Annotated in this window: 24 protein-coding genes and 1 tRNA gene; 17 read left to right on the top strand and 8 right to left on the bottom strand. The window is 70.5% G+C overall.

The window, feature by feature from the left end; genetic code table 11:
* The 3 genes from VG899_10240 to VG899_10230 all read right to left on the bottom strand — a co-directional run.
* Positions 1–276, bottom strand: a 276-nt coding sequence (locus VG899_10240) for a hypothetical protein (protein ID HWA66731.1), incomplete at its 3' end; no start/stop codon positions are given.
* Between the two features lie 256 nt (positions 277–532).
* Positions 533–621, bottom strand: a tRNA-Ser gene (locus tag VG899_10235).
* 26 nt (positions 622–647) lie between these two features.
* The gene (locus VG899_10230) at positions 648–779 is read right to left on the bottom strand and encodes a hypothetical protein (protein ID HWA66730.1); all 132 of its coding nucleotides are present in this window, start codon (positions 777–779) and stop codon (positions 648–650) included.
* 108 nt (positions 780–887) lie between these two features.
* On the opposite strand from VG899_10230, the gene VG899_10225 reads away from it, so the two are divergent.
* The 7 genes from VG899_10225 (at position 888) to VG899_10195 (ending at position 11,991) form a co-directional block, all read left to right on the top strand.
* Positions 888–1,718, top strand: a complete 831-nt coding sequence (locus VG899_10225) for a hypothetical protein (GenBank protein HWA66729.1) — start codon at positions 888–890, stop codon at positions 1,716–1,718.
* A 59-nt stretch (positions 1,719–1,777) separates the two neighbouring features.
* Complete coding sequence (locus VG899_10220; protein ID HWA66728.1) at positions 1,778–5,503, top strand: ABC transporter ATP-binding protein; 3,726 nt, start codon at positions 1,778–1,780, stop codon at positions 5,501–5,503.
* A gap of 25 nt (positions 5,504–5,528) precedes the next feature.
* Positions 5,529–6,482 (top strand): alpha/beta hydrolase, encoded by a 954-nt coding sequence (locus VG899_10215; protein ID HWA66727.1) that lies wholly within the window; start codon positions 5,529–5,531, stop codon positions 6,480–6,482.
* A 63-nt stretch (positions 6,483–6,545) separates the two neighbouring features.
* Positions 6,546–7,091, top strand: a complete 546-nt coding sequence (locus VG899_10210) for a hypothetical protein (protein ID HWA66726.1) — start codon at positions 6,546–6,548, stop codon at positions 7,089–7,091.
* Positions 7,092–7,134: 43 nt separating this feature from the next.
* On the top strand, positions 7,135–8,010 hold the full coding sequence (locus tag VG899_10205) for a hypothetical protein (protein HWA66725.1): 876 nt from the start codon (positions 7,135–7,137) through the stop codon (positions 8,008–8,010).
* Positions 8,003–10,021: a hypothetical protein gene (locus tag VG899_10200; protein HWA66724.1), complete on the top strand. Its 2,019-nt coding sequence runs from the start codon at positions 8,003–8,005 to the stop codon at positions 10,019–10,021. The genes VG899_10205 and VG899_10200 overlap by 8 nt, the downstream gene beginning before the upstream one ends.
* Positions 10,021–11,991: a hypothetical protein gene (locus VG899_10195; GenBank protein HWA66723.1), complete on the top strand. Its 1,971-nt coding sequence runs from the start codon at positions 10,021–10,023 to the stop codon at positions 11,989–11,991. The genes VG899_10200 and VG899_10195 overlap by 1 nt, the downstream gene beginning before the upstream one ends.
* A gap of 10 nt (positions 11,992–12,001) precedes the next feature.
* Here VG899_10195 and VG899_10190 read toward each other — a convergent pair whose 3' ends face one another.
* Positions 12,002–13,216: a helix-turn-helix domain-containing protein gene (locus VG899_10190; GenBank protein ID HWA66722.1), complete on the bottom strand. Its 1,215-nt coding sequence runs from the start codon at positions 13,214–13,216 to the stop codon at positions 12,002–12,004.
* 99 nt (positions 13,217–13,315) lie between these two features.
* Here VG899_10190 and VG899_10185 point away from each other — a divergent pair, with 99 nt between their 5' ends.
* The 5 genes from VG899_10185 to VG899_10165 all read left to right on the top strand — a co-directional run bounded on the left by VG899_10185 (position 13,316) and on the right by VG899_10165 (position 17,604).
* Complete coding sequence (locus VG899_10185) at positions 13,316–14,296, top strand: NAD(P)H-quinone oxidoreductase (protein HWA66721.1); 981 nt, start codon at positions 13,316–13,318, stop codon at positions 14,294–14,296.
* 100 nt (positions 14,297–14,396) lie between these two features.
* Positions 14,397–14,864, top strand: a complete 468-nt coding sequence (locus VG899_10180; protein HWA66720.1) for an RNA polymerase sigma factor — start codon at positions 14,397–14,399, stop codon at positions 14,862–14,864.
* On the top strand, positions 14,861–16,069 hold the full coding sequence (locus tag VG899_10175) for a hypothetical protein (GenBank protein ID HWA66719.1): 1,209 nt from the start codon (positions 14,861–14,863) through the stop codon (positions 16,067–16,069). The genes VG899_10180 and VG899_10175 overlap by 4 nt, the downstream gene beginning before the upstream one ends.
* Positions 16,070–16,165: 96 nt before the next feature.
* Positions 16,166–16,693 carry a bacterial proteasome activator family protein gene (locus VG899_10170; GenBank protein ID HWA66718.1) on the top strand — a complete coding sequence of 176 codons (528 nt, stop codon included), beginning with the start codon at positions 16,166–16,168 and terminating at the stop codon, positions 16,691–16,693.
* Positions 16,693–17,604: an undecaprenyl-diphosphate phosphatase gene (locus tag VG899_10165; GenBank protein ID HWA66717.1), complete on the top strand. Its 912-nt coding sequence runs from the start codon at positions 16,693–16,695 to the stop codon at positions 17,602–17,604. The genes VG899_10170 and VG899_10165 overlap by 1 nt, the downstream gene beginning before the upstream one ends.
* Positions 17,605–17,739: 135 nt before the next feature.
* Here VG899_10165 and VG899_10160 read toward each other — a convergent pair whose 3' ends face one another.
* The 4 genes from VG899_10160 to VG899_10145 all read right to left on the bottom strand — a co-directional run bounded on the left by VG899_10160 (position 17,740) and on the right by VG899_10145 (position 21,409).
* Positions 17,740–18,534 (bottom strand): HAD family hydrolase, encoded by a 795-nt coding sequence (locus VG899_10160; protein HWA66716.1) that lies wholly within the window; start codon positions 18,532–18,534, stop codon positions 17,740–17,742.
* 4 nt (positions 18,535–18,538) lie between these two features.
* Positions 18,539–19,804 carry a serine--tRNA ligase gene (gene serS, locus VG899_10155; protein HWA66715.1) on the bottom strand — a complete coding sequence of 422 codons (1,266 nt, stop codon included), beginning with the start codon at positions 19,802–19,804 and terminating at the stop codon, positions 18,539–18,541.
* A 160-nt stretch (positions 19,805–19,964) separates the two neighbouring features.
* Positions 19,965–20,894 carry a prephenate dehydratase gene (gene pheA, locus VG899_10150; protein ID HWA66714.1) on the bottom strand — a complete coding sequence of 310 codons (930 nt, stop codon included), beginning with the start codon at positions 20,892–20,894 and terminating at the stop codon, positions 19,965–19,967.
* 14 nt (positions 20,895–20,908) lie between these two features.
* Positions 20,909–21,409, bottom strand: coding sequence for a DUF4446 family protein (locus VG899_10145; protein ID HWA66713.1), 501 nt, complete (start codon positions 21,407–21,409; stop codon positions 20,909–20,911).
* A 105-nt stretch (positions 21,410–21,514) separates the two neighbouring features.
* Between VG899_10145 and larB the strand changes: the two genes are divergently transcribed.
* Genes larB through VG899_10120 form a run of 5 tightly spaced genes read left to right on the top strand, consistent with a single transcriptional unit; the run spans position 21,515 to position 25,813 of the window.
* Complete coding sequence (gene larB, locus VG899_10140; GenBank protein ID HWA66712.1) at positions 21,515–22,288, top strand: nickel pincer cofactor biosynthesis protein LarB; 774 nt, start codon at positions 21,515–21,517, stop codon at positions 22,286–22,288.
* Positions 22,285–23,469, top strand: a complete 1,185-nt coding sequence (gene larC / locus VG899_10135) for a nickel pincer cofactor biosynthesis protein LarC (GenBank protein ID HWA66711.1) — start codon at positions 22,285–22,287, stop codon at positions 23,467–23,469. Before larB ends, larC begins: the two co-directional genes overlap by 4 nt.
* Complete coding sequence (locus VG899_10130; protein ID HWA66710.1) at positions 23,466–24,071, top strand: TMEM165/GDT1 family protein; 606 nt, start codon at positions 23,466–23,468, stop codon at positions 24,069–24,071. The genes larC and VG899_10130 overlap by 4 nt, the downstream gene beginning before the upstream one ends.
* A gap of 15 nt (positions 24,072–24,086) precedes the next feature.
* Positions 24,087–24,791, top strand: coding sequence for a hypothetical protein (locus VG899_10125; protein HWA66709.1), 705 nt, complete (start codon positions 24,087–24,089; stop codon positions 24,789–24,791).
* A complete protein-coding gene (locus VG899_10120; GenBank protein ID HWA66708.1) occupies positions 24,770–25,813 on the top strand; it encodes an alpha/beta hydrolase in 1,044 nt (347 codons plus the stop codon). The genes VG899_10125 and VG899_10120 overlap by 22 nt, the downstream gene beginning before the upstream one ends.
* Positions 25,814–25,819: the final 6 nt, after the last annotated feature.

Here is a 25,819-nt window from a genome sequence, read left to right as displayed (position 1 = left end):
CCGGTAGAGCAACTGATAGGCCGACGCCCCGGTCAGCGGGAGGCCTCCGGCGAGGGTCAGCTGGACCGACCGCTCGCGGATCACGGCGCCGTCGGCGTACCCCGCGAGGGAGGCGGGCGGGACGTAGAACGAGTCAGCCGAGGGCAGCAGCGGCGACGCCGCCGCGGCCACCGAAGGCATCGCAGCCGCTGAAGGCACCGCGGCGCCGCCGAGGCCCGCCGTGCCGGTGGTGAGCGCGACGAGCAGACCGAGCGTCCTTGCTCTGCCACCGCGCACCGCAGCGATCACCCCTCCTGAGCGAGCTGTCCGAACGACAGTTCGCGGCGGCACGGCGCGATCCTGCGGGTGGCGGATGGCACATCGGTATCGCTCCAGCTTTCCGCAGTAGTCGCATCGCTCGTGTGGGTTCGGCGGTTCGGTTCACCGAGCCCTACGTTCTTGGTCCTTCGGACCCCCTTGAAAGACCATTTTCGTTGGGCTCGGCGATTCACGTGTCGATCGGGACCCGCCAGACGCGCAAACTGCAGGTCAGCGGAGGGCGTGGGATTCGAACCCACGATGACGCTTCCGCGCCATAGCGGTTTTCAAGACCGCCGCCATCGGCCGCTAGGCGAGCCCTCCTGGGCTGACCAGGCTAGGCGAACCGACTACTTCGCCGGATGATCCTTGCCGTGCGTGCTCTGCGGAATCGCCGAACTGCTCGGCACGGGGACGCCCTTCGGCTTCTTCGTCGCCTTCGGCTTGCGAGCTTCGCGCCCGCCCTTGTCCTTGCTGCCCATCAGTGCCTCCGCTCGAGTCGCGCCGTGAGCTGCGCCGCCTCCGCCACCGTACGCGCGGTCGCCGCGGCTGTCTCCGCCATTACTGAGGTCGCTGGCAATACTGGGCAGATGCGAGTCCCAGCTGTCGCAGCCTGGCGCAGCCTGCTCTGCGCGACCGTCCTGATCGCGCCGACCGCAGGCGCGGCCGCAAGCGGCGCGGCAAGCGCGAGCGCAAGCGCAAGCGCCGCCACTTCGGTGATCCAGGGCGCGGACATCTCCTGGCCGAACTGTCCCAAAGGCGAGGGCATCCCGTCGCGCCGCAGCCCCGGCGAGCCATTGCCGCTGCCGTCCGCGCAGTTCGTCGTGATCGGTCTGACGAACGGACCGGGCTTCTACCCGAACCCGTGCCTGTCGAGCCAGCTCGGTTGGGCGCGACGCCACCACGAGCTGATCGCGGCCTACGCGCTGACGACCTACCCGACGAGATCCGAGATCGCGGAGTACGGCGCCACCGGGCCCTACCGCTCGGCACTGAAGAACACTGCGTACGCCGAGGCTCAGTACAACCTGTCGACCGCGTCCACGGTTGGCCTGACCGTCCCCATGATCTGGGTGGACGTCGAGCCCTACCCGGTCGCGCCGTGGAGCCACAACCTGTCGAGGAACCGGCAGGTCGTCGACGCGGTCGTCAAGGCATACCAGTCCGCGGGCTACCAGGTCGGCATCTACACCAACCCCAACGGCTGGCCCGAGGTCGTCGGCAACGGGCAACTACCCGCTCTGCCGTCATGGTCGACGATCGGCGCCGGTCGTCTCCCGGCAGCACACCGCCAGTGCAGCCGAGGTCCATCCGGCGGAGCGGACTGGATGGTCCAGTGGTGGATCGGGCCACGCGACCACGACGTGCTCTGCCCCGCCGGCCGACGCCACCTGTCGAACATCTTCGCCGCGACGAGCTGAGCTGAGCACACGCCGACCCGGCAAAAGCAGTCGTTGCGCGATGAAACAATCGAGGGATCGTGACCTCGACCGCTCCCACTCCCGCGACGGACACCGACCGCAGTGAGGGCTGGCTGCGACTGCTCTGGGGCTTCGTCGGTGAGGCCAAGCGCATGCTCGTCGTCAGCGTCGCCGCGGCGATGCTCACGACCGCGATCGTCACCGCGACCCCGCTCGTGTCTCGCGTCGTCGTCGACCACGGACTCGACCCTTCCCATCCCGACGTGCGCGGTTGGCTGATCGCGCTCTTCGCGCTCGGCATCGTGCGCTTCTTCGCGACCCGCGCGCGGCGCTGGCGGGCCGGCCGGGTCAGCTACGACGTCCAGTTCCGGCTCCGTTCCCGGATCTTCGACCACCTCCAGTCACTCGACCCCGGCGCCGCCGAGCAGCTGCGCACCGGCCAGCTCGTGTCACGGGCGAGCGCCGACCTCTCGCTGGTCCAGCAGTTCCTCGCATGGGGCCCGCAGGTGCTTGCCAACGCCCTGCAGCTGCTCGCCAGCGTGGTGGCGATCTTCATCCTGTCCTGGCCGCTCGGCCTGGTCGCGAGCATCGTCGTGCCGCTCACCGCCTACCTCGGCTCCCACACCCGCGCCGGTGTCTTCGCGGCCAGCTGGGACGCCTCGCAACGCGAGGCCGAGCTCACCAACACCGTCGAGGAGTCGATCTCCGGCGTTCGGGTCGTGAAGGGGTTCGGCCAAGAGGACGCCGAGATCGGGCGCGTCATGGCCGCTGCCCGCAGCATGTACGCCGGCCGGCTACGGGCCGCCCGACAGCGCGCCTCGTTCACCGCGACGCTGCAGAGCGTGCCGACGCTCGGCCAGCTCGGAGTCCTGCTGATCGGCGGCTGGCTCGCCCTTCACCACCGGATCAGCCTGGGCACCTTCCTGGCCTGCACGACCTACCTCGTCCAGCTCGCCGCGCCGGCCCGCATGATCGGCGCGGTCATGGCGCTGTCACAGCAGGCCCGCGCCGGAGTCGAACGAATCGTCGCGATCCTCGAGACCGCCCCGACGATCGTCGATGCCGCCGACGCCCAACCGTTGCCGCCCGGACCCGGCGCGCTCAGTCTCCGCGACGTCTCCTTCCGCTACGCCGAGGGCGGGCCGACGATTCTCGACCACATCGACCTGGAGATCGCGCCCGGCGAGGTCCTCGCCCTCGTCGGGCCCTCCGGGTCCGGCAAGTCAACCCTCGCGATGATGATCCCGCGGTTCTACGACCCGACCTCCGGGACGGTCACGCTCGACGGCGCCGACCTGCGTACCGCGACGCTCGCGTCGGTGCACTCCCGCGTCGGCATCGCCTTCGAAGAGGCGTTCCTGTTCTCCGACACCATCCGGGCCAACATCGCCTACGGCCGCCCGGACGCGACCGACGACGACATCCGCGCAGCCGCCGAGGCAGCGCAAGCGGCCGAGTTCATCGACGAGCTCCCGGACGGCTACGACACGGTCGTCGGCGAACGCGGCCTCACCCTGTCCGGCGGCCAGCGCCAGCGCGTCGCGCTCGCGAGACTGCTGCTGTCCGATCCGGACGTCGCCGTTCTCGACGACGCGACCAGCGCTGTCGACGCCGCGGTCGAAGCCCAGATCCACGACGCGTTGCGGTCATGGCACACCGACCGCACGACGCTTCTCGTGGCCCACCGCGAGTCGACCGCGCGCCTTGCCGACCGGGTCGTCCTGCTCGAAGCCGGGAAGATCACCGCCGTCGGGCGGCACGACGAGCTGATCGAGACGAACCCGCGCTACCGCGAGCTGCTCGACGCGGCGCCGCAGCCACAGGCCTTGCTCAGTCCGGTGACCACCAAGGCCGACGCGGCACCGCGCCAGCGCCGGCCGATCGTCCCCGCCGCGACCGCGCGCACCTGGGCACCGGGGGCCGGGATGGGCGGAGGCGGCGGTCGCTTCGCCGGCCTGCTCTCCCTCAACCCCAAGCTGCAGGCACAGCTCGACGCGCTCCCGCCTGCCGACGACGAGCTGCCCGCCGGCCTGATCGAGGAGGCCGCGGCGGACGAGACCGCCGTCACCTTGCGACGTCTCCTGCACCGGCAGCGGCTGATCCTGGCGGCAAGCCTTGCACTCGTCGTCGGCGACGCCCTGGCGACGCTCGCACAGCCCGAGCTGATCCGCCTTGGCGTCGACCACGGTGTCGTGGGGCACTCCACCTCGGCGCTGCTGCTGGTCGCCGTGGTCTTCGCGGCGGTCTCACTGTTCGACTGGTGGGACATGTGGGCGTCGGCCATCGCCACCGGCCAGGCCTCCGAGCGGCTGCTCGCCGCATTGCGGGTCCGGGTGTTCGCCCACCTCCAGCGCCTCGGGATGGACTTCTACGAGACCGAGCTCTCCGGCCGGATCCTCACCCGCGTGACCAGCGACGTCGACACGTTGTCCAACCTCGTCCAGAACGGTCTGCTCAACGCCGTCGTCTCGCTCGCAACTCTGGTCGGGATCGCGATCTTCCTGCTCGTCACCGACCTGCGACTCGGCCTTGCCGCGATGGCCGTCCTGCCGGCCATGGTGGTCGCGACCGCCATCTACCAGCGACGCTCGACGGTCGCCTACGACCATCAGCGCGACACGATCGCGATCGTCAACGCCGCGTTCGCCGAGTCCCTCGGCGGGGTGCGGGTCACCCACGCGCACGGCCGGCAGGAGCGCGACCTGGCCAACTACACCGCGTTGTGCGCCGACACCCGCGACGCCGGCCTGTCGGCACTGTCGATCCAGATCTGGTACGTCGCGGCCACCGAGCTGATGCAGCAGATCGCGACCGCGGTGGTTCTCGGGCTCGGCGTCGGGCGGCTGCATCACGACCCGGCCTTCACCGGCGTACTCATCGCGTTCGTGCTGTGGCTGTCCCAGTTCTTCGCGCCGATCCAGCAGCTCTCCCAAGTCTTCGACTCCTATCAGCAGGCGCGCGCCGGCATGCGCAAGATCCACACACTGCTGCTGGAGCAGACGAGCACCCCACTGCCGGCACTCCCGGCCGAGCTCGACGAGGTGCGCGGCGAGCTTCGCTTCGACGGCGTCGTCTACCGCTACCGCCGTGCGAGTGTCGACGCCCTGCGCGGAGTCGACGTCACGATCCCGGCAGGGCAGCGCGTCGCGCTCGTCGGGCGCACCGGTGCCGGCAAGAGCACGATGATGAAGCTTGCCGCCCGCTTCTACGACCCGACGCACGGCGCGGTCCTCATCGACGGCCGCGATCTCCGGCAGTTCAACCCGGTCGACTACCGGCGCTGCCTCGGGTACGTCCCGCAGGAGCCTTTCCTGTTCACCGGCACGGTGCGGGACAACGTCAGCTACGGCCGGCCCGAGGCGACAGACGAGGAGGTCGCCGAAGTCTGCCGTCAGGTCGGGCTCGCCGACTGGGTCGAGGCACAGCCCGACGGCTACCAGACCGCGATCGCCGAGCGGGGGCGCTCACTGTCCGCCGGCCAGCGCCAGCTCGTCTGCCTGGCGCGTGCACTGCTGGTCGACCCGGCGGTGTTGCTTCTCGATGAGGCGACCGCCACGCTCGACCTCGCCGCGGAAGCCGTGGTGACGCGGGCGATCGACGTGGTCGCGAACGGTCGCACGTCGATCCTGATCGCGCATCGACTCCAGACGGCCCAGGGCGCCGACCGGATCCTCGTCGTCGACGCCGGGCGGGTCGTGGAGGACGGCGATCACGAGACCCTCATCACCGCCGACGGCCCGTACGCCATGATGTGGCGGGCGTTCAGCTCGTCGTCACACGTCTAGCGACGCCGCGACAGGAGGCAGCAGCATGCCGCTCGATCCGAACATCGCGAGCATCCTCGACTTCATCGCCACCGCGGGCGCACCGTCGATCTCTTCCGGCACCGCGCAGCAGGCGCGTGACGGGTTTCGCGCCGCGACGGTCGGCGTACGCAACGTCGCGTCCCTGGCGCAGGTGAAGTCGGTCGAGGACATCACGATCCCCGGCCCGGCCCGGCCGATACCGGCACGTGTCTACCGACCCGACGTCGAGGGGCCGGTCCCCACGATGGCGTTCTTCCACGGCGGCGGCTTCGTGATCGGCGACATCGAGACCCACGACGACCAGGCCCGGCTGATCTGCCGTGACGGCGAGATGGTCGTGGTCAGCGTCGACTACCGGCTCGCGCCAGAGCATCCGTTCCCGGCCGGCTTCGAAGACTGCCTCGCCGCCACGAAGTGGGTCGCCGCCAACGTCGCCACCCTCGGCGACGACCCGGACCGGATCATCGTCGGCGGCGACAGCGCGGGCGGCAACCTCTCGGCGGGCGTCGCGCAGGCCGTTCGGGACAGCGGGCCGAGACTGGCCGCGCAGTTCCTCATCTACCCCGGCGTCGACTTCGCGGCGGACGCGGACTACCCGTCACGCGTGGCGAACGCCGAGGGCTACTTCCTGACCGCCGACGACATGCTCTGGTTCAGCACGCAGTACGTCCCGGAGGGTGCCGACCACGCCGACCCCCGGCTGTCCCCGATCCGGGCGAGCGACCTTTCGGGGGTCGCGCCGGCTGTCATCGGCGTCGCCGAGTTCGACCCGTTGCGCGACGAAGGGTTGGCCTACGCGAAAGCGCTCGAGGCCGCCGGAGTCGAGGTGCGCGCGAAGTGCTACGACGGCATGATCCACGGTTTCTTCGGCTTCACGGCGCTGTCCCCGGGCGCTGGCGCTGCAGCCGCCGACATGATCGCCGCGCTGCGCTCGCTCGTTGCCGAAACGACCACCTAGCGTCATCTGGCGTTCATCCCCATATACTCCCAAAACGATCAAGGTAGACCTACCTTCGCGGGGATGGGAGCAGCAATGCGGGGACGCAAGACTCTGGTCGCTGGTTTCGCGGCGGCTGCGCTGTGCGCGGCGCCGGCGGCAAGCTTCGCCTACGGTCCCGGTGGGGGCGGCGGCGGCCCGACGGCGCCCGGGTTCGGTGCGACCATCTCCTCGACGATCGTCGACGCGGCGGGCGGCAACGCGGCCGGCGTCTTCCACAAGTGCCACCTGAAGGTCGTCGTTCCGCCGACCGCGTTCGCGCGACCGGTCAACGTCGTGATCAGCCGCGTCACCAACGTCTCGGCGGACAAACACCTCGCCAAGGGCGAGGCGTCGGTGTGCGCCTTCGGGGTCGGCTTCTTCCGTGAGGGCAACGAGATCCACGTCGCCAAGGGCCGGCCGTCGGTGCAGCTCACCATCACCGGCACGCCGGTGCACGCCACCGATCACCTGTTCCGGCTGATCCCGGGCGGGGCGTCGACCCACAAGCACGCGACGTTCTCCGCAGGGGCCGTGACCTCCACGCTGCGCACCACGCGTGCGCTCGCGGTCGTTCGCAGCACTTCCTGAACCAGGCGTCCGCGTTCGACTGGTGCGGGCGGTAGCCGAGCCGGTGCACCAGCAATCGCGTTGGGCCGTCCTGCTGGCCGGGACGACCGTGGTGGCAGCGGCGTGCTCGTCGGGATCGTCCGGCAAGCCGCCCGCTGCCCCCGCCGTACCTCCGCGGATCGTGCCGGCCAGCGCCGGCACGATCTCGGGTACGAGCCCCAGCACTGACGGTCGGGTCTGGGTGCTCGCCGGCACGCGCCGGGTCAAGACGCTCACCGAGATCCGGATGAGCGACGGGAAGGTGCTCGACATCGCGCCGGCCGATGCCGACGCCACGTCGGTGGCCCAGTCGGTCAACGGTCAGCTAGCTGTCGGCCTCGGTACGGCGAAGACCGGCGCAGTCGAAATCTGTGACGGCAAGTCCGCCGCCGTGGTCGCGACCATCCCGCTGGCCGGCCCGGCGACTGCGGTCGCGACCGGCGACGACGGCACCACCGGGTACGTGCTGACCGGCGGGGACAGCGTGGCCGTCGTCAGCCTGCAGACCCACCAGGTGCAGAAGACGATCGCGGTGCCCCACGAAAGTGTCGGCGTACAACCGACGCCGGACCAGTCCTCGATCTACGTCCTCACCCGCTCCGGGCAGATCAATGAGATCTCCCTGGCGTCGGGCCAGACCCAAGCGCAGTTCACTCTCACCATGAACGGCGTCGGTCTGGCGATGGCACCGTCAGGGCAGACGCTGTTCGTGCTCGGCGGGTCGCCGACGGCGCGAGCCGTCGCGCTGGTCGACCTCGGCACCGACTCGCAGACCGGCGCCGTGCCGGCGGCCGGCGACAGCGTCGCACTCGCGCCCGGTCTCGACGACACGCACCTCTACGACTTCGTCGGCACCCCGCAGATCGGCAACGTCCAAGTCATCCAGCTTCCCGGTGACTGACCTGGACGGCGCCGCGTCGCTCGACCGAGCCTGGTGGACGCTCGCCGCGCTGATGCTGCTCGGGCTGTCGATCCAGATCTCGCTGGCCGCGACCGAGTTCCCCGCGGTGATCGCGGCGTCGATCGTGCTCGCGATTGCCGGACTGGCCACGCTCGTCATCGCCTGGACCCGAGTCGCGCCCGCACCCAGGGCGCTGCCGTGGATCCTGCTCGTGCTGACCCTCGGCGCCGTGGCGATCACCAGCATCACCCAGGTCTACGGCTCACCGGCGTACGGCACCGACGAGATCGCTTTCGACCAGTACGCCGCGGTGCTCGCCCACCACGGCGCGAACCCGTATCTGCACAGCATGGCGCCGTCGTTCGCGGCCTACCACGTCTCGCCGAACGGCTACACGTTCCATCTCGACGGGACGCCGGTCACCTCGCTGTCCTACCCGGCGCTCGCCTTCCTGCTCTACCTGCCATTGCTGATGCTCGGGGTGCACTCGCAGCTCGCCGTGGTCATCAACGTGATCGCATGGCTGGCCTCGACCGTGCTGCTGTTCGTGCTCACGCCGCGACGCCTTGCGCCACTCGCGGTCATCGTCGGCGGCCTCGCGTTCTACGTGAGCTTCGCGGTCGGTGGCGTCACTGACGCGCTGTTCGTGCCGTTCGTCATCGTCGCGGCGTACCGGTGGGACTGCTTCGCGACCTCACCGAGCTGGCGCTACGCCTACGGACCGGTCGCGCTCGGACTTGCGGTCTCGATCAAGCAGACGCCGTGGTTCGTCGTACCGTTCCTGCTCGTCGCGTTGTGGCGCGAGGCTGCGGCGATCCGCGGTTGGCGCGGGGGGCTGGCCGTGCCCGCGCGCTACCTCGGCTGGACCGTAGGTGCTTTCGCGCTGACCAACGTCGACTACCTGATCCACAGCCCGGTCGCCTGGTGGCACCACATCACGACGCCGATGGCGGGCGACATCGTCCCCGCCGGCCAAGGCCTCGTGGGGTTGAGCCTGTTCCTGCACGTCGGTGGCGGCGACCTGCGGCTGTTCGCCGCACTGTCGCTCGCGGTCCTCATCGGCCTGCTCGCGCTCGTCGCGATCGGTCCGCCCGCAGTGAAGCAGACGATCTTCGTGCTGCCCTCGATCGTGCTGTTCTTCGCGTCGCGCTCGTTCGGCAACTACTTCATCGCGCTCATCCCGGCCGCCGTGGTGGCGGCGGTGACGGTGACCTGGTCGGCGCGCGAGGGCGAACGGCTACCGTCGTATGCGACCCGCGCTTTCGCGGTCGGTCTTCCCGCCGCGGCCGGTGCCGCGCTCTTTGCGGCAGCCCTCATGACCGCGCCGCCCCTGACGGTCGACGTGATCGGGATTCGTACGACGGGCCAACTCGCGACCGTCGACCAGATCACCGTCGCCGTGCACAACCGCACCGACCATGCCGTCACGCCCGCCTTCTCCGTGGACGAGGGCGGCAACCTCACGACCTTCTGGCAGGTGATCCGCGGTCCGCATGAGCTCGCCCCCGGCGCGAGCACGAGCTACACGCTGCAGTCGCCGAGCTTCTTCGCACAGCCGCCGATCAGCGGCGGGTTCCAGGTCGTCGCGTTCAGCGACAGCCCGGCGGCGGTCAGCCACACCGCGGCGTACAACCCGTCGACGTTGCACGTCGCCCTCGATCCCAGCGCGATCAGCCATCCGGTGCGGGTCGGTCAACCGGTCACGGTCACCGCACAGCTGCTGGATCGGCTCGACCGGCCGATCCGTCGCAGCGGCGTTCCCATCTCGCTCGGGCAGATCATCTACGCCCAGGCCGGACTCGAGTACGCGACAGTGCGCATCAACGGCCACCCGCAAGGCCAGACCCCTGTGACCGCGACGACAGACGCCGACGGCACCGCCACCTTCGTCCTTCGCGCGACCAACGCCAACTCCGACCCGGTCTACTTCGAAGCCAACCTGGTCAGCGCATCGCGTGGCTACCCGTTCGGCTACTCGACCATCCTCGCCATCCGCTTCGGGCCGGGCTGATGCCCGGTGAGCAGGGGGCCGGGCTCCGCCGGGTACGCCGAGTAGCCGTCGTTGTCTTCGCCGTCCAGCTCGGCGTGATGCTGTGGTGGAGCTCCGTGCTGTGGCGGCACTTCAGCTTGACCAACGACTACGCGCAGTACTGGCAGGCGTGGTCACACATCGCGCACGGCCATCTGAACCCGACCGACTCATTCGGCAATGAGCCGTTCTGGCACGACCACTCCGTATTCCTGATGTGGCCGATCGCGCTCATCACCCACTTCGGTCTCGGGGGCTACGCACCGCTGGCAGTGCAGGACCTCGGCGTGGTGAGCGCCGAGCTGATTGCGTTCACCTGGCTCGTGCGGCTCCTCCACGAGCGGTCGCTCGGCCTCCCGATGCCCGACTGGTCTGTCGCAGCCATCAGCCTCGTCCTCCTCACCTGCAACCCGTGGATCTATTGGGCGATCTCCTTCGACATCCATCTGGACATCACCCTCGCCGCGCCGTTCGTGGTGTTGACGCTGCGCGCGTTGTACTACCGGCACCTCCGTCAGCTCATCGCGTGGGCGACGTGTTGCGCGCTGTGTGGCGACATCGCGATGACCTACCTCGCGGCCGTGGGTCTTTGCGGGCTGGCCGCCAGCGTGAGCGCCGATCGTCGACGGCTGCGACCGAGCTTGGCGCTCCTTCTGGGTGGCGCCGCCGGGTTCGTCGTCGAGTCTCACGTCGGCGGCGCGACCGGCACCGGCTCTCTTGTCAGCGACATTCTGCGCTCCAACGGATTGGGCGCCGGCAAGAAGCATCACGCGGCAAGCGGCATCCTCGACCTGGCGCGGCATCCGGGCGCGCTGATCAGTTCGCTCTCGCAGCACCCTCGCAACTACTGGGCGCTCATCTCACCGGCGGGGTTCATCGGGCTGTTGTCGCCGTGGGGGCTGCCTCTGGCCGCCGTCACCGCTGTCGAAAACGGCGTCGGCGGACCGGTGTTCTCGGCGCAAGGGTTTCAATACGCCGCGCTCTGGGCCCCGCTCGTCGTGGCGGGCATCCTTGCCGCTCGCACGCTGGTGCAACGTCGCTGGGGCGGGCCGGCCGTCACCGTCCTGCTCGTAGCAAGCCTGGCCAACACCGTCGCTTGGGCCGGCGTCTGGCTACCTCATCTCAGTACGCAGTGGGACCGCGTCGATTCAGCGGCCGTGCACGCGCTCGACCACGCAGAGCGGCTGATCCCCAGCAATGCCGAGGTGATCGCCTCCAACGGAGTGGTCGGACGGTTTGCCGCGCGCGACGTGACCTACGCCTACACCGGTCCGGAGAGCGGGGGCCGGACCGTCCTCGCACCCGTCTTCGGGCGCGAGATCTTCTTCGTCGTGGTGCCCTATCAAGGCATCGAGCCCAGTTCGGTGGCCGATTCGCTTCGCCTGATTGCCCACCTCGCCGACGACATGAATGCCGAGTTGCTGATCCACGACGGCGGCGTGTGGGTCTTCGAATGGGCGCCGCCCCCTGGTGCCACCGCCGTGGCTCTCGGGGGCTGGAGCCAACACTCAGCAGTGCCCGCTTGGGCGGCGCGAAGCGAGATCGGGCGGCCGCTCGTCACGGGCCCCGCGCCCGAGTGGAACATGACGACGACCGACCCGGTCGGCGGCTACTTGCTCGACGGCGCCTACTTCAACGAACCAGCAGGCAACTACGCCCTCAACGTGCAGCTGATGAGCAACGGGCCGATCAACGTCGAGGCGTGGAACGCCGGCACCTCCCAGCTGATCGGGCGGCGCATCCTGCCTGCCACCGGTGGCCTCACCACGGTGACGGTGCCCGTCTCGCTCGCTTCCTCGGGACCTACGCCGGTATTCCGAGGTCACTCGGTGTTCAGCGACGATCCGCCGGCGCCGCCAGCCGGCCAGGTCGTCGAAGCGCGCGTCTACCTGCCTGCGGGCACGACGGCGAAGGTCTACAGCGTGCAGCTGCTGCCGGCTTCGGCTTCCTGAGCTGGTCTGGCTAGTCGCCGCGCAGCCGGCGGGCAGCCAGCGCGGCCCCGACGAGCTGCAACCCGCGGGAAGTCGCCGGGTCGATGCCGGTGAGGTCGACCACCCGGCGCAGCCGGTAGTCGAGCGTGTTCGGGTGCACGTGCAGCGCCGCCGCCGTCCCCCGCCGATCGAGGTCGTGCTCGAGGTAGGTCTGCAACGTGAGCACGAGGTCCGGGTTGCGCTCGAGCGGCTCGAGCAACAGCCCGAGCTCGGGAAGCGCGTCACTGGGCCGCGAGAGCTGGTACTCCAGCAGTACGTCGGACAGCGAGTAGGCGCCCGGACCGCGCCCCAGACCCGTCGCGAGGGAGAGCACGTCGCCGGCCTGCTGCGCGGCGTTGACCAAATCGGAGACGGTCGACGCAACCGCCACACCCGCGGTCACCGTCGCGCCGGCGGCCTCGTTGAGGTCGACCATCAGCTCGGACAGCCCGAGAACGACCTTGTCGGCGTCCTCCGGCATCGTGGCGATCAGGGCTGGACCTCCGGCCGGTTCGAGCAACCCGAGCACCGGCTGGCCCGCCCACCGCTCCAGCCGGCCCTGGACCCGTCGTAGCTTGCGGCGAGCCGCGACCGCGCCGCCGACACCGTGCTCGCCCTCGTCCGGATGATCACCGATCGCGATCTCCAGGACGACGTATGCCGGCGCGACCGTCAGCCCCACCCGCGCCGCGAGCTTGTCAGCGGGCTCACCGGCGAGCAGCGCCGAAGCCACCGCGCGCAACGCGTCGCGCTCTTCGCCGTAGATGCTCTGCCGCTCCTCGAGGTAGGCCGAGGCGACCGCGCCGGTGACCTGGTGGACGAACTCCAGCACCCGGCCCGCGGCGACGACCAGCTGGTCGCGCTCCTCCGGGCGGGCGGCGTCGACGAGCGCCTCCCAGCCGATCCGGCCGCCGACGTGGTAGGCCGCGAGAACCGCGTCGAGCGGCACCCGCTCCTCGGCGCGTCGCGCAGCGGAGCTGCGGATCTCGACCAGCTCGTCGTCGTAGATCGGTTCGGTCGAGCACAGCGAGCGGAAGAACAGCCGGAGCGCACCCGTCGTGATCTGCGCGATCTCACCCTCGAGCTGCTCACGGGGCAACATGCCGTACAGCGGAATCTCGGTGACGAACCGGTCCAGCATCCGCCGCGCGATCTTGGGGATGTCGCGCTCGACGCGAGCGAAAAGCGTCGACTCCTCCGCGGTCATAGCAACATCATCCCCCTGTTGTAGCGGCTCACAACGCCAAACGGCTGAACCTTGCTCCTCCGCACGCGCACCGCCGTTGCGCTGCGTAGCGTAACGATCGTGAAGGCGGTGCACTGCAGCGGCGCCGGCGACATCGCCGTCCTGCACTGGAGCCAGCACGACGATCCCGAGGCCGGCCCGGGCGAGGTCCTGATCGAAGTGGTCGCCAGTGCGGTGAACCGCGCCGACCTCCTTCAGCGCCTCGGCGTCTACCCACCGCCGCCAGGGGTCACCGACGTGCTCGGGCTGGAATGCAGCGGGCGTGTGGTCGCGGTCGGCGAGGGCGTCAATCGATGGGCGGTGGGCGATGAGGTGTGCGCGCTGCTCGCGGGCGGTGGGCAGGCGGAGCTCGCAGTCGCCGCCGAAGGGCAGGTGATGCCGGTCCCCGCCGGGGTCGACCTCGTCACCGCCGGCTCACTTCCGGAAGTGTGCGCGACCGTCTGGTCGAACCTGGTGATGATCGCCCGGCTCACCGCGGGCCAGACCCTGTTGGTCCACGGCGGCGCCAGCGGCATCGGCACGATGGCGATTCAGGTGGCCCGCGCCCTGGGCGCCAACGTCGTTGCAACCGCGGGCCCCGCGGAGAAGGTCGAGCGTTGCCGCGAGCTGGGCGCACACGTCGCGATCAGCTACCGCGACGAAGACTTCGTCGACGCCACACTCGAGGCCACCAACGGCCGCGGAGCCGACGTGATTCTCGACATCATGGGCGCGGCCTACCTCGAACGCAACGTCAGCGCGCTCGCCGCGAACGGTCAGCTGGTGATCATCGGGCTGCAGGGTGGGACGCAGGCCGAGCTCAACCTCAGCAGCCTGCTGACCAAGCGAGCGACCATCCACGCGACATCGCTTCGCGCCCGGCCGCTCGACGAGAAGGCCGACATCTGCGCTGCGGTCGTCGACGGCCTGTGGCCGATGATCGCCGACGGACGCGTGAAGCCCGTCGTACACACGACGTTGCGGATGAACCAGGTGGCTGAAGCGCACCTGCTCGTCGCCAGCAACCAGCACATCGGCAAGGTTGTGCTGACCGTCCAGTAGTCGGCCCCAACCGAACCGTCGCCTCGACCGTCTGAAGATCGTGAACGTCGCTGTCGCGGTGCTCGATACTGGGTGTCCCCGGTCAGTGGTGGAGGGTGCCGTGGACGCCGCGCCGACCGGTGAGGCGATCTTTCGAGCTCACTACGCCCCCCTCGCCGGCTGGTGTCGCCGGATGGTCGGTGACGACGAGGCGGCCCACGACATCGCCGCCGAAGCGTTCGCGCGACTCCTCGGCCGCTGGAGCGCAGTCCAGGATCCCCGCGCCTATCTCTACACGACCGCGCTGAACCTGATCCGTGACCGGTGGCGGCGCAGCGAGCGGGAGCGCGTCGCGCTGCGCAAGACGGCGACCGCCACCGCTACCGCGCCCACCGAGCCGGCGCCCGAGATCCGGATGCTCGTGGAGAGCCTGCCCCGCCGGCTGGCACAGGTCGTCGTCCTCCACTACTTCGCGGACCTCCCGGTCGACGGCATCGCCCGCCAGCTCGGCGTCGCTCCGGGCACTGTGAAGCGCGACCTGTACGACGCACGGGCGAGGCTGCAGGCGCTGCTCGAGGACTCGCGATGAGCGACGACCTCGGGCCCGACCTCGACTTCGACTCGCTGCTGCGCGGGCGAGGTGACGAGCTCGCCCCGCCACCCGGCGCCTGGGAGGCGATCCGGCGCCGCGGCCGCCGGCGTCGGCGCATGAAGTCGGCTCTGGCGGGCGCGGTGAGTCTCGTCGTCGTCGGCGCAGCAGCCCCCGCCCTCGTCTCGCTGCACAAGTCCAGCAGTGACCAGAAGCTGCAGGTCGCCGCCGCGAGGCAAAGCGACACCCCGGACTCGCTCGACGGCGGCGAGGGCGACCTCGTCGTACATCCGGCGTTGTCGCTGCTGGTACCTGCCTCCGTCAGCTTCGTGACGCAGTCCGAAGGCTGGGTCACCGGCGGCCTGGAAGTCCCGGGCGGCACCGTCGTCGGCGGCCTCGCCCGCACCACCGACGGCGGGACGACGTGGTCGATCGAGACTCCCCGTCCCGCGCCCCAAGGCACCGTGCGGTTCGCCGACGCGGACCAGGGCTTCAGCTTCGGTGCCGACTACCAGTCCACGGACGACGGCGGCCTGACCTGGCACACGCTGCCCAGTCCCGGCTACATCGCGGATCTCGAAACCGCGCACGGCGTCGTCTGGGCGCTGGTCCGCTCGTGTGCCCGCTGCGCGCGACTGCGACTGTTCCAGGCCACGCTCACCTCGCCGCAGCTCGTCCGGGTGTCGTCGGTCAAACCGGTCGACAGCTACGACGCGACCCTGACGCTTCGCGGCCACGCGATCTACGTCACCGGCGGCAAGGATCTGTGGGCAACGGACGACGACGGCTACAGCTGGCGGCACGAGACGAACCCGTGCCTCGGCGAGAGCCAGGCCTTTGCGGCGTGGAGCCAGAACGGGCTGGCCGCCGAGTGCACACCGGTCCGCGGAATCGGCAGCCTGTTCGAGTCGGTCGACTCCGGCCGGCACTGGACCAACATCGCCAACCTGCCGCACGTTCGCGCCGCCGTCGGGACGCTGTCGGCCGGGACCGCTGACGACCTGCTCGTCACCACTGGTCTGGGCGCGCCGTACCTCACCTATGTCCACGGCCACCGGTGGACCCGTGCGGACGTGCCGGGCATCGTCACGTTTGCGGCCTACATCAGCCCCAGCCACATCGTCGGCGTGACCAGCGACACCTCGCCGGCGTTCGTCACCAGCTACGACAGCGGCCGTACCTGGAGCGAGGTCCCCTACCGTTAGCCCGCAGGGCGCAAGGACGGGTGATGCCGATCGAGGCCGCTGGCCTCACCCACCCCGGGGCGTGTGGTCAGCCGCTGGCCAGGAGACGATAGCGACATGAGCACCCCTGCCGATCCCGCTGAGCCGGTCCGCATCGTCACCGTCGGCCCCGACGGTTCACCCATCGAAGACGAGAACGGCGACGGCGAGCGCGAGGACGGCGAGAACGTCGGCGGCATGGTCGAGCAACCCGCGAAGGTGATGCGGATCGGCTCGATGATCAAGCAGCTGCTCGAGGAAGTGCGGGCCGCGCCGCTCGACGAGGCGAGCCGCATGCGGCTCAAGGAGATCCACGAAAGCTCCATCAAAGAGCTCTCGACCGGCCTTGCGCCCGACCTCCGCGAAGAGCTGACCCGACTGTCGCTGCCCTTCACCGGCGACGAGGTGCCTTCCGATGCCGAGCTTCGCGTCGCGCAGGCCCAGCTGGTGGGCTGGCTCGAAGGGCTCTTCCACGGGATCCAGGCGACGTTGTTCGCCCAGCAGATGGCGGCCCGCGCGCAGCTGGACGAGATGCGACAACGCGCGCTGCCGTCGGGCCCCAACTCCGGCCCGCAGAGCGGATCGGGCTCGGGGCTCTATCTCTGATGCACCATCACTTCACCTTCCTGCAGGCGATCGTCATCGGAGCCGTGCAGGGCGTCACCGAGCTGTTCCCGGTGTCGAGCCTCGGCCACGCCGTACTGCTGCCGCACTGGCTCGGCGGGAGCTGGTCGCAGGCCGTCGGAGACGAGTCCGTCGGCGAGTCGCCGTACCTCGCCTTCATCGTCGTACTCCACGTCGCGACGGCACTGGCGCTGCTGTTGTTCTTCTGGCGCGAATGGGTCGAGATCGTGAAGGGCCTGTTCCGCTCGATCGGCAAACGCAAGGTCGAGACCGTGCACGAGCGCATGGCGTGGCTGCTGGTCATCGCCTCGATCCCCGCCGGCATCACCGGGCTCGTCCTCGAACACGAGCTGCGAGTGGTGTTCGCCAAGCCGCTCGCCGCCGCGATCTTCCTGACCGTCAACGGCTTCATCCTGCTGGCCGGCGAGCGGCTGCGCCGCCGCGCCCTCGCGCGCGCCGAGGCGGAGACGCGTCCCGCCGAGACGCTGAGCAGCGACGAGCTCGACGAGGCGGTCGTCACCCGGGTGCGGCCGGTGGACGCGGTGTGGATCGGCTTCGCGCAGGTGCTCGCGCTGTTCGCGGGCATCAGCCGGTCCGGGGTCACGATGGTGACGGGCCTGGCGCGCGGTCTGGACCACGAGCAGGCGGTTCGGTTCGCCTTCCTGCTGGCGACGCCGATCATCCTTGCCGCCGGCTTGCTGAAGATCCCGGACTTCACCGGTCCGCTCGGCGACGGCATCCGCGGGCAGGCCATGGCCGGCGCCGCCGCGGCGTTCGTCGGAGCCCTCATCGCGACGAAGTTCCTGACCCGCTACTTCCAGACCAACCGCCTCAACCCGTTCGCGGTCTACTGCATGCTCGCCGGCGTAGCGAGCATCGCCCGCTTCGCCTGACGCCTGACCCGCCACCCCACCCCCACGGGTTCGAAGTAGCACACAACTACCTCCCGGCGACCCGACAAATCGGGCAATCCGCGCATACCGCAGCGGGTTGTGTGCTACTTCGTGCAGGGCCCAAGGCCCGGGGCGCTAGGGGAAGAGGCGCTCGAGTACGACGGCGACCCCGTCGTCGTCGTTGGAGGCGGTGACCTCGTCGGCCACGGCGAGCACGTCCGGGTGGGCGTTGGCGACCGCCACCCCGCGGCCCGCCCACGTGAGCATCTCGAGGTCGTTGGGCATGTCGCCGAAGGCGACGACGTCGGCCGCGCTCAGTCCCCGCGCCGCCAGCCAGTGGTCGAGCGTCGTGGCCTTCGTCACGCCGTACGCCATGACCTCGAGCAACCCGTCGATCGAGGAGTGGGTCAGCGTCGCCAGGCCGTCGCCGACCGAGGCCCGTGCCGCCGCGAGCAGCCGGTCGGAGTCGACGCCTTCCACCCGACCGAGCACCTTGGCGATCGGTACGTCGAACACCTGCTCCAGGTCGCCGACGATCGTGGTGGGCTCAGGCTCCCACCTCGGCAGGTACGCCGACTCGTGGGCGAACTGGCCGTCGACCCGCTCGACCGCGAACACCACGCCCGGCACCGACGCGCGAAGCTGGGCCATCAAGGTGCGTACGACGTCGAGCCCGATCGGGCGCGACGCGATGACCCGCCCGGTCGCCAGGTCGTAGGTCAGTGCGCCGTTCGCGCAGATCGCGATGCCGTCGTGGCCGAGGGCCTCACCGATCCCGGCGAGCCACCGGGGCGGTCGGCCGGTGACGACGACCACAAGGGCGCCGGCCGCGCGCGCCCGGGTGAGCGCGGCGCGGGTGCGGGGCGAGATCGTGCCGTCACTGCGTACGACGGTGCCGTCGAGGTCGGTCGCGACGACTGCAGGTGTCACCGGATCAGCCGACGGGCTCGAGGACCTCGCGGCCGCCGAGGTGAGGACGCAGCGCGGCCGGCACCCGCACCGAGCCGTCCGCCTGCTGATGGACCTCGAGCAGACAGGCGATCGTGCGGGCGATCGCGCACAGCGTGCCGTTGAGGGTCGCGACCGGCGCCGGCCCGGCGTCGGTGCGGTAGCGGATGTTGAGCCGCCGCGACTGGAAGGTCGTGCAGTTCGACGTCGACGTCAGCTCGCGGTAGCGGGCCTGCGACGGGAACCACGCTTCGCAGTCGAACTTGCGCGCCGCGCTGGACCCGAGGTCGCCGGTGGCGATGTCGAGCACCTGGAACGGCAGCTCGAGCTTGGTGAGGAACTCCTTCTCCCAGGCCAGCAGGCGCCGATGCTCGGCGACCGCCTCCTCCGGAGTTACGTAGGAGAACATCTCGACCTTGTCGAACCAGTGGACCCGGATGATGCCGCGGGTGTCCACGCCGTACGAGCCGGCCTCTCGGCGGAAGCAGGACGAGAATCCCGCATAGCGCAGCGGCAAGCCGGTGGCGTCCAGCACCTCGTCCGCGTGCATGCCGGCCAGCGCGACCTCGCTGGTCCCCACGAGGTAGAGGTCGTCGGCTTCGAGCCGGTAGACCTCCGCGGCGTGCGCGCCCAGGAATCCGGTGCCTTCCATCGCCTCGGGTCGGACCACCGCCGGCGCGATGACCGGTACGAAGCCTGCTGCCGCCGCCTGCTCCATCGCGAGGTTGACCAGCGCGAGCTCGAGCAGCGCGCCCGGCCCGGTCAGGAAGTAGAACCGGGAGCCGCTGACCTTCGCCCCGCGCTCGAGGTCGATCGCGCCGAGCAGTTCCCCGAGCTGGACGTGGTCGCGGACGTCGAAGTCGTACGCCGGCACCTCGCCGACGGTTTCGACGACGACGGAGTCGGCCTCGCCGCCGACCGGCGCGTCCGGCTCCACGAGGTTCGCGATCGCATACGCCGCCGCCCGAAGCGCCACGTCGGCCTCGTCCTGCTCCACCTCCGCCGCCTTCACCGCCTCCTTGAGCTCCTTCGCGCGCTCGATCAGCGCGGGACGCTCGGCGGCGGACGCGGACTGGATGGCCTTGCTCGCGGCGTTGGACTCGGCGCGCAACGAGTCGGCGCGGGTCACCGCAGCCCGGCGGCGCTCGTCCGCCGCAAGGGCGGTGTCGACGGCACCCGGGTCAGCGCCCCGCGCGGACTGGCTGACGCGGAAGGCGTCGGGGTCGTCCCGCATCGCGCGAAGGTCGATCACAACCAGTCAGCCTAGGGAAGCGGCGCAACCCGGTTGGCGGCGGTCGGGCTGGACAAGGCAAGACCCCCGCGCCCAGCCGCGGGGGTCTTGCAGCAGTAACGATGCCTTAAATGATCAGTCCGCGTCGACACAGGTAGCGCGACCCGCCGTCGGCACGTGGCTAGCGCCGCTCGGTGCCCGCCCGCAGCGACTCGACCCACGCTTTCGACTCGGCGAAGTCGCCGTCGCTCGTGCCGGACTTCTCCGCGATCGGTGTGCGTGCGGCGGCCGGGTACGACCCGAGGAACCGCACGTCGGCGCACAGTCGCTTCATCGCCGCGAGCGCCTCGCCGACCCGCTGCTGCTCGACGTGGCCCTCGGCGTCGATCGAGAAGCAGTAGCGGCCCAGCCCGACCCCGGTCGGCCGGGACTCGATGCGCGTCAGGTTCACGCCGCGCACCGCGAACTCGGTGAGCAGCTCGAGCAACGCCCCGGCGTGGTCGTCGGCGATGTAGGCCACCACCGTCGTCTTGTCCGCTCCGGTGACCGGCGGCGGTGGGACCGGCCGGCTCACGAGCACGAACCGGGTGACCGCGCCGGGGTTGTCGGCGATGTCGTCGGCGAGCACCTCGAGCTGGTAGCGCTCGGCCGCCAGCGGCGCCGCGACCGCCGCGTCAGCCTCGCCCGCCGCGACGGCACTCGCCCCTCCGGCGGTGCTCGCCGCCGCGATGAACTTCGCGTCCGGCAACGTACGACGAAGCCAGCCGCGGACCTGCGCTTCGGCGTGCGGCATCGTCGTCACCGTCGAGATCGCATCGAGGGTGGTCCCGGGCCTGGCCAGCAGCGCGAACGAGACGGTCAGCAACACCTCGCGCACGATCTGCAGCTCGTCCCCGGAGGCCAGCTCGTCGAGAGTCTCGGAAACCGAGCCTTCGATCGAGTTCTCCAGCGGTACGAGGGCAGCGAGCACGTCGCCGCGACGTACCGCGTCGAGGGAGTCGGCCACCGACACACACGGCAGGCGCTGCGCGTCAGCGGCCTGCGGGATCGAGCGAAGCGCCGCCTCGGCGAAGGTGCCCTCCGGACCGAGGTAGGCGTAGCGGGCAGACATCGCGTCGCGACCGGCTACGACTTGACCTTGCGGCCGAGCGCCAGGCCGATCGCCTGGGTCTCCTCGGGCGAGAGCGACTGGTCGCTGTGACCGCCCTTCACCCCTTTGGCGTAGGCCCGCGACTCGGTACGCCCGTTGATCGAGGTGATGACCAGGCCGTCACCGGCGTCGTCGAGCAGAGCCGCGGTGAACGACAACCGGCCACCCATGTCGCCGAAGGCGTCGTACCGCACGACCGACACGTGGCGCAGCGCGTCAGCCAGATCCCCACGGGCGATGTCGAGATCACGCTTGGCGTAGGCCAGCTCGTTGCGCAACGCGTCGGTGTCGGCGTTGGCCCGCCGCAAGGCGTCGAGCACGCTCTCCGGACCTTCGGGCCCGTCGAGGACGTTCAGGCTGCGACGCAGCTTCCCGATCCGAAGGTTCGCCGCCACGCTCGCGACCAGCGCGAGGAATGCACCCCCGGCAGCGCCGAGAGTGATCTCGTCGAGCAGCGGTCGGTCGAGCGGAAGCACAACAGCGAAGCCTACCGGCGGCGGCCGCCGGAGCCCGGCATATCGTCGACGGGTCAGGGTCGGCCAAGCCGACGCCTCTATCGGGTGGTGGGCGAGGGCGCGGACGTGGACTCGGCGGAACTTCAGCGGCTGCTGGGTGCCGTGGCCGACGGGTCAACGGACGTCGACGCCGCGATGCGGGCGCTCGGCACCGCGCCGCTGAGCGGCTACACGGACCTCGGCTTCGCGCGGGTCGACGGGCACCGCGGAATCCGCACCGGTGACCCCGAGGTGGTCTACGGCGCCGGCAAGACTCCCGAGCAGATCGTGACGTTGCTCGCCGCGCTGAGTGAGGAGTCGGGTTCCCGGCCCGCGCTGGTCACCCGCCTCGCCGACGAAGCGATCGCCGCGATTCGTGACGCGCATCCCGCTGCGCTGATCGACGGCACAGCGCGCTGCGCCGCAGTCGGTGTGATGCCGCCGTCGACCGGCCGGGTGACGGTGGTGTCCGCGGGCACCAGCGACGAACCGGTCGCTGCCGAGGCGGCGTTCGTCGCGGGCTGCTTCGGCGCCGGCGTACGCCGCATCTGTGACGTCGGGGTCGCCGGACTGCACCGGCTGCTGGCCGAGCGGGAAGCGCTGACCGACAGCGACTGCCTGGTCGTCGTCGCCGGAATGGAAGGCGCGCTGCCCAGCGTGGTGGGCGGGCTGGTGGGAACCCCGATCGTCGCGGTGCCGACCAGCGTCGGGTACGGCGCGTCCTTCAACGGCCTCGCCGCGCTCCTGGCGATGCTCAACTCCTGCGCACCCGGCGTGACCGTGGTCAACATCGACAACGGGTTCGGGGCGGGAGTCTTCGCCGCGCGGGTGGCCCGGCGCCGGGCCGAGCCGCACCGATGAGCCGAATCGGCTGGCTCGACTGCGGGTCGGGGGTGAGCGGCGACATGCTGCTCGGCGCGCTGAGCGACCTCGGGGCTCTCGACGCGCTACCCGAGCTCGTCGAGTCGCTGTCCTCGCTCGCAGTGGCGGTCGACACCGCACAGACCACTCGCGCCGGGCTGCGGGCGGTCTCGGTCAGTGTGACGGCCACCGCCGATCAACCGCACCGCTCGCTCGCGGACGTCGCCGCCGTCATCGACGCCGCGGTTGCGCCCGACCCGGTCAAGGAGCGGGCTCGCAACGTCTTCGCCGGGCTCGCTCGCGCCGAGGCGCACGTTCACGGGATCGACGTCGAGCAGGTCGAGTTCCACGAAGTCGGAGCGGTCGACTCGATCGTCGACGTGCTCGCCGCCTGCCTCGGGCTGCACGTGCTGGGCCTCGACCGCCTCGTGGTGTCGCCGATCGCACTCGGCGGCGGGACGGTTCACAGCGCTCACGGTCAGCTGCCGGTACCGACACCCGCCGCGCTCCAGCTGCTCGCCGGTACGCCGCTCGAAGCGACCGGTGGCGGCCAGACCGAGCTGGCCACTCCGACCGGCATCGCCGTGCTCGCCGAGTGGGCCGACGAAAGCGGCCCCCTGCCGGCGATGCGGATCACCGCCACCGGCGTCGGCGCCGGCGCCCGCGACCCGCACGAGCGGCCAAACGTGCTCCGCCTCGTCGTCGGCGAGACCGCGGCCGTTTCACAGGACTGGCTCGTCGTCGAGGCCAACGTGGACGACCTCGACCCGCGGCTGTGGCCCGGCGTGATCGCCAAACTGCTCGACGCCGGTGCCGTCGACGCCTGGCTCACCCCCATCCAGATGAAGAAAGGCCGGCCGGCTCACACGGTGAGCGCACTGTGCCCGGCAGCGGCGCTGCCAAAGGTGCAACAGCAGATGTTCGCCGAGACTTCGACGATCGGCACCCGGTGGTACCCGGTCGGCAAGCGCGCCCTCGACCGGGAGACGATCTCGGTCGAGATCGACGGCCTCACGATCCGGGTGAAGCTCGCCTTCGACGACGGCCGGGTGGTCAGCGCAACGCCGGAGTTCGACGACGTCGCCGCCGCGGCGGCAGCACTCGGCGTACCGGTCAAGGAGATGCTGGCCGCCGCCAACGGCGCGGTCCGCAACGCGCTGCTTCAGGAGCCGCCCGCGTGAGCATCGCGATCACCGCGACGGTCTTTGCGCTGATCGTTCCCGCCGAGCTCCCCGACAAGACGTTCGTCGCCACCCTCGTCCTCTCGACGCGGTATCGCGCGCTTCCCGTCTTCTTCGGAGCCGCGCTCGGTCTGGTGGTGCAGGCGCTGATCGCCGTCGCGGCGGGCAGCGCGGTGGCGCAGCTGCCGAAGACTCCCGTCCACGCGGTCAGTGCGGCGATCTTCGCCCTCGGAGCGGTCCTGATGGTCCGCTCGATCGAGGACCCGCACGCCGAAGAGCGAGAGGTGGCCAAGGAGCTCGCCGACGTCCCGCCCGCGCCGAGCACGTTGCGCGTCTTCACCACCACGTTCGTCGTCCTGTTCCTCGCCGAATGGGGGGACCTCACCCAGCTGCTGACCGCTTCACTTTCCGCGAAGTACGACGAGCCCATCTCGGTGTTCATCGGGTCGGCGGCAGGCCTGGTCGCCGTCGACGGCCTGGCGGTGCTGGGTGGCAAGGCGCTGCTCAGGGTCCTACCGATGCTGTGGATCAGGCGTATCGCCGCTGCGGCGTTCGGTGCTATCGCTGTGATCACCGCGTTGGACGCGGCCGGCGTCGTGTGAGACAAGGGGTGACGGGTGAGCGATCACGAGCCGGCCCGGCGTACCCCGCTCGGCGAGGACACCGCACTGTCCTACGCCGCGATCCGCCGGGTGATCGGTCTGGCCGGCATCGCCTTGCCGTTCGTGCTGGGCGCCGCGGCCGTCCACGACGGCACCCTGAAGGACTCGATGAGTTCGTACTACTACTCCGGACTGCGGGACTACTTCACCGGGACGATGTGCGTGATCGGAGTGTTCCTGTTCTGCTACGAGTTCCGGGCGCCGCACGTCGAAGCGTGGCTCGCCAAGCTCGCCGGCCTCGCCGCGCTCGGGGTCGCGTTCTTCCACACCGCCCCGATCGGCCCCGTGTCGAGTGGGGTCCGGGTCCGCTCGGACATCCATTTCGGTTGCGCCGCCGTGCTGTTCGCGATCCTCGGCGACATCGCGTTTCAGTTCTTCCCGAGCGCCCAGTCCGCCGCTGAGCTGCGGGCTCACGAACGCCGGTTCTACCGGGCGTGCGGCCTGGTCATCTGGGGCGGCATCGCCGGGTACGCCGTGGCGAGCAACGCGTTTCCCGGGTTCTGTCACCACCATCCGGTGCTGTTCTGGGTGGAGACGGCCTGCGTCCTGGCGTTCTCGCTGTCGTTCCTGGTCAAGGGCCAGTTTGCCGACGGCATGCGAACCTTGATGCGACCCAACCGGAGCGACCAGGAGTCTGAGTGCCTACCTCGCGGCGGCTGATGCCGTTGATCGCCGCCGTCGCGACGGTGGCGCCGCTGCTGTGCGCGGCGTCGGTGAGCGCCAGCCCGGCAGACGGTCCGGCTCCTGATCCGACCGCCAGCGCGACGCCCACCGTGACCGCGACGCCGAGCCCGTCGCCGACCACGACCCCGGCGCCGACCGCCACCACGACCACGCCCACGAGCACTCCGACCCCCACCCCCACCGACACCGTCACGCCGCAGCCCAAGCGACCCATCGTGGTCAGTCGCGGCAACTACGCCCCGAACCCTGCGGACACCATCCGGACCTACGCACCGAGCGGGCCCGGTCCCTACCCCGCGGTGCTGTTCATTCACGGCGGCGCGTGGGGGCGGGCGCTTCCGAACGTCTACGAGTTCCGCTTCGCGCATCGCCTCGCCGCCTCACAACAGTGGGTGGTCGCGGTGATCGGCTACCCGACGAAGATCCCGCACGAGCGCACCGTCGAGCCGCACGCCATTCGTACGGCGCTGGAGCACCTGGCCCGCCGCGACGACGTCGACCCGCACGCGATCGCGTTGTGGGGCGAGTCCTCCGGCGGACAGCTCGCGCTGCTCGCCGCCTACCGCGACGCGATGAACCCGACTCGGCTCGTCGACGCCGTCGTGTCGATCAGCGGCCCCACCAACATGCGGATCGAGTTCTCCTCACTTGCCGAGACCGCCCTCGGCGCGGTCCTCCGCTTCGAGGGCCTCTCACCGCGACAGGCAGCGGCCCGCGGATCGTCGCGATACCGCCTCACCTCACCGGTGTCGATCGTCCGCTCGCGCGACCCCGCGACGTTCCAGGCGATCAGCCTGCACGACCCGCTCGTGCCGCCGGTCCAGGTCAGCGAGCTCACGGCACGTCTGGCTGCCGAACACGTCTCGCATCAGACCGTGCACGTTCGCGGAAACGGGCACTCGACCACGATCGAGAACGAGCGCCCGATCGGGTACACCGACGACGTGGAATCTCTCGCGGCGGCGTTCCTCACCCGCGCTTTCGCCGCCGCCGGCTGATCCGCC

It is taken from the genome of Mycobacteriales bacterium (assembly GCA_035550055.1).
Taxonomy (GTDB): Bacteria; Actinomycetota; Actinomycetes; order JAFAQI01; family JAFAQI01; genus DASZTV01.
This window is presented reverse-complemented; position numbering and strand designations above follow the sequence as displayed.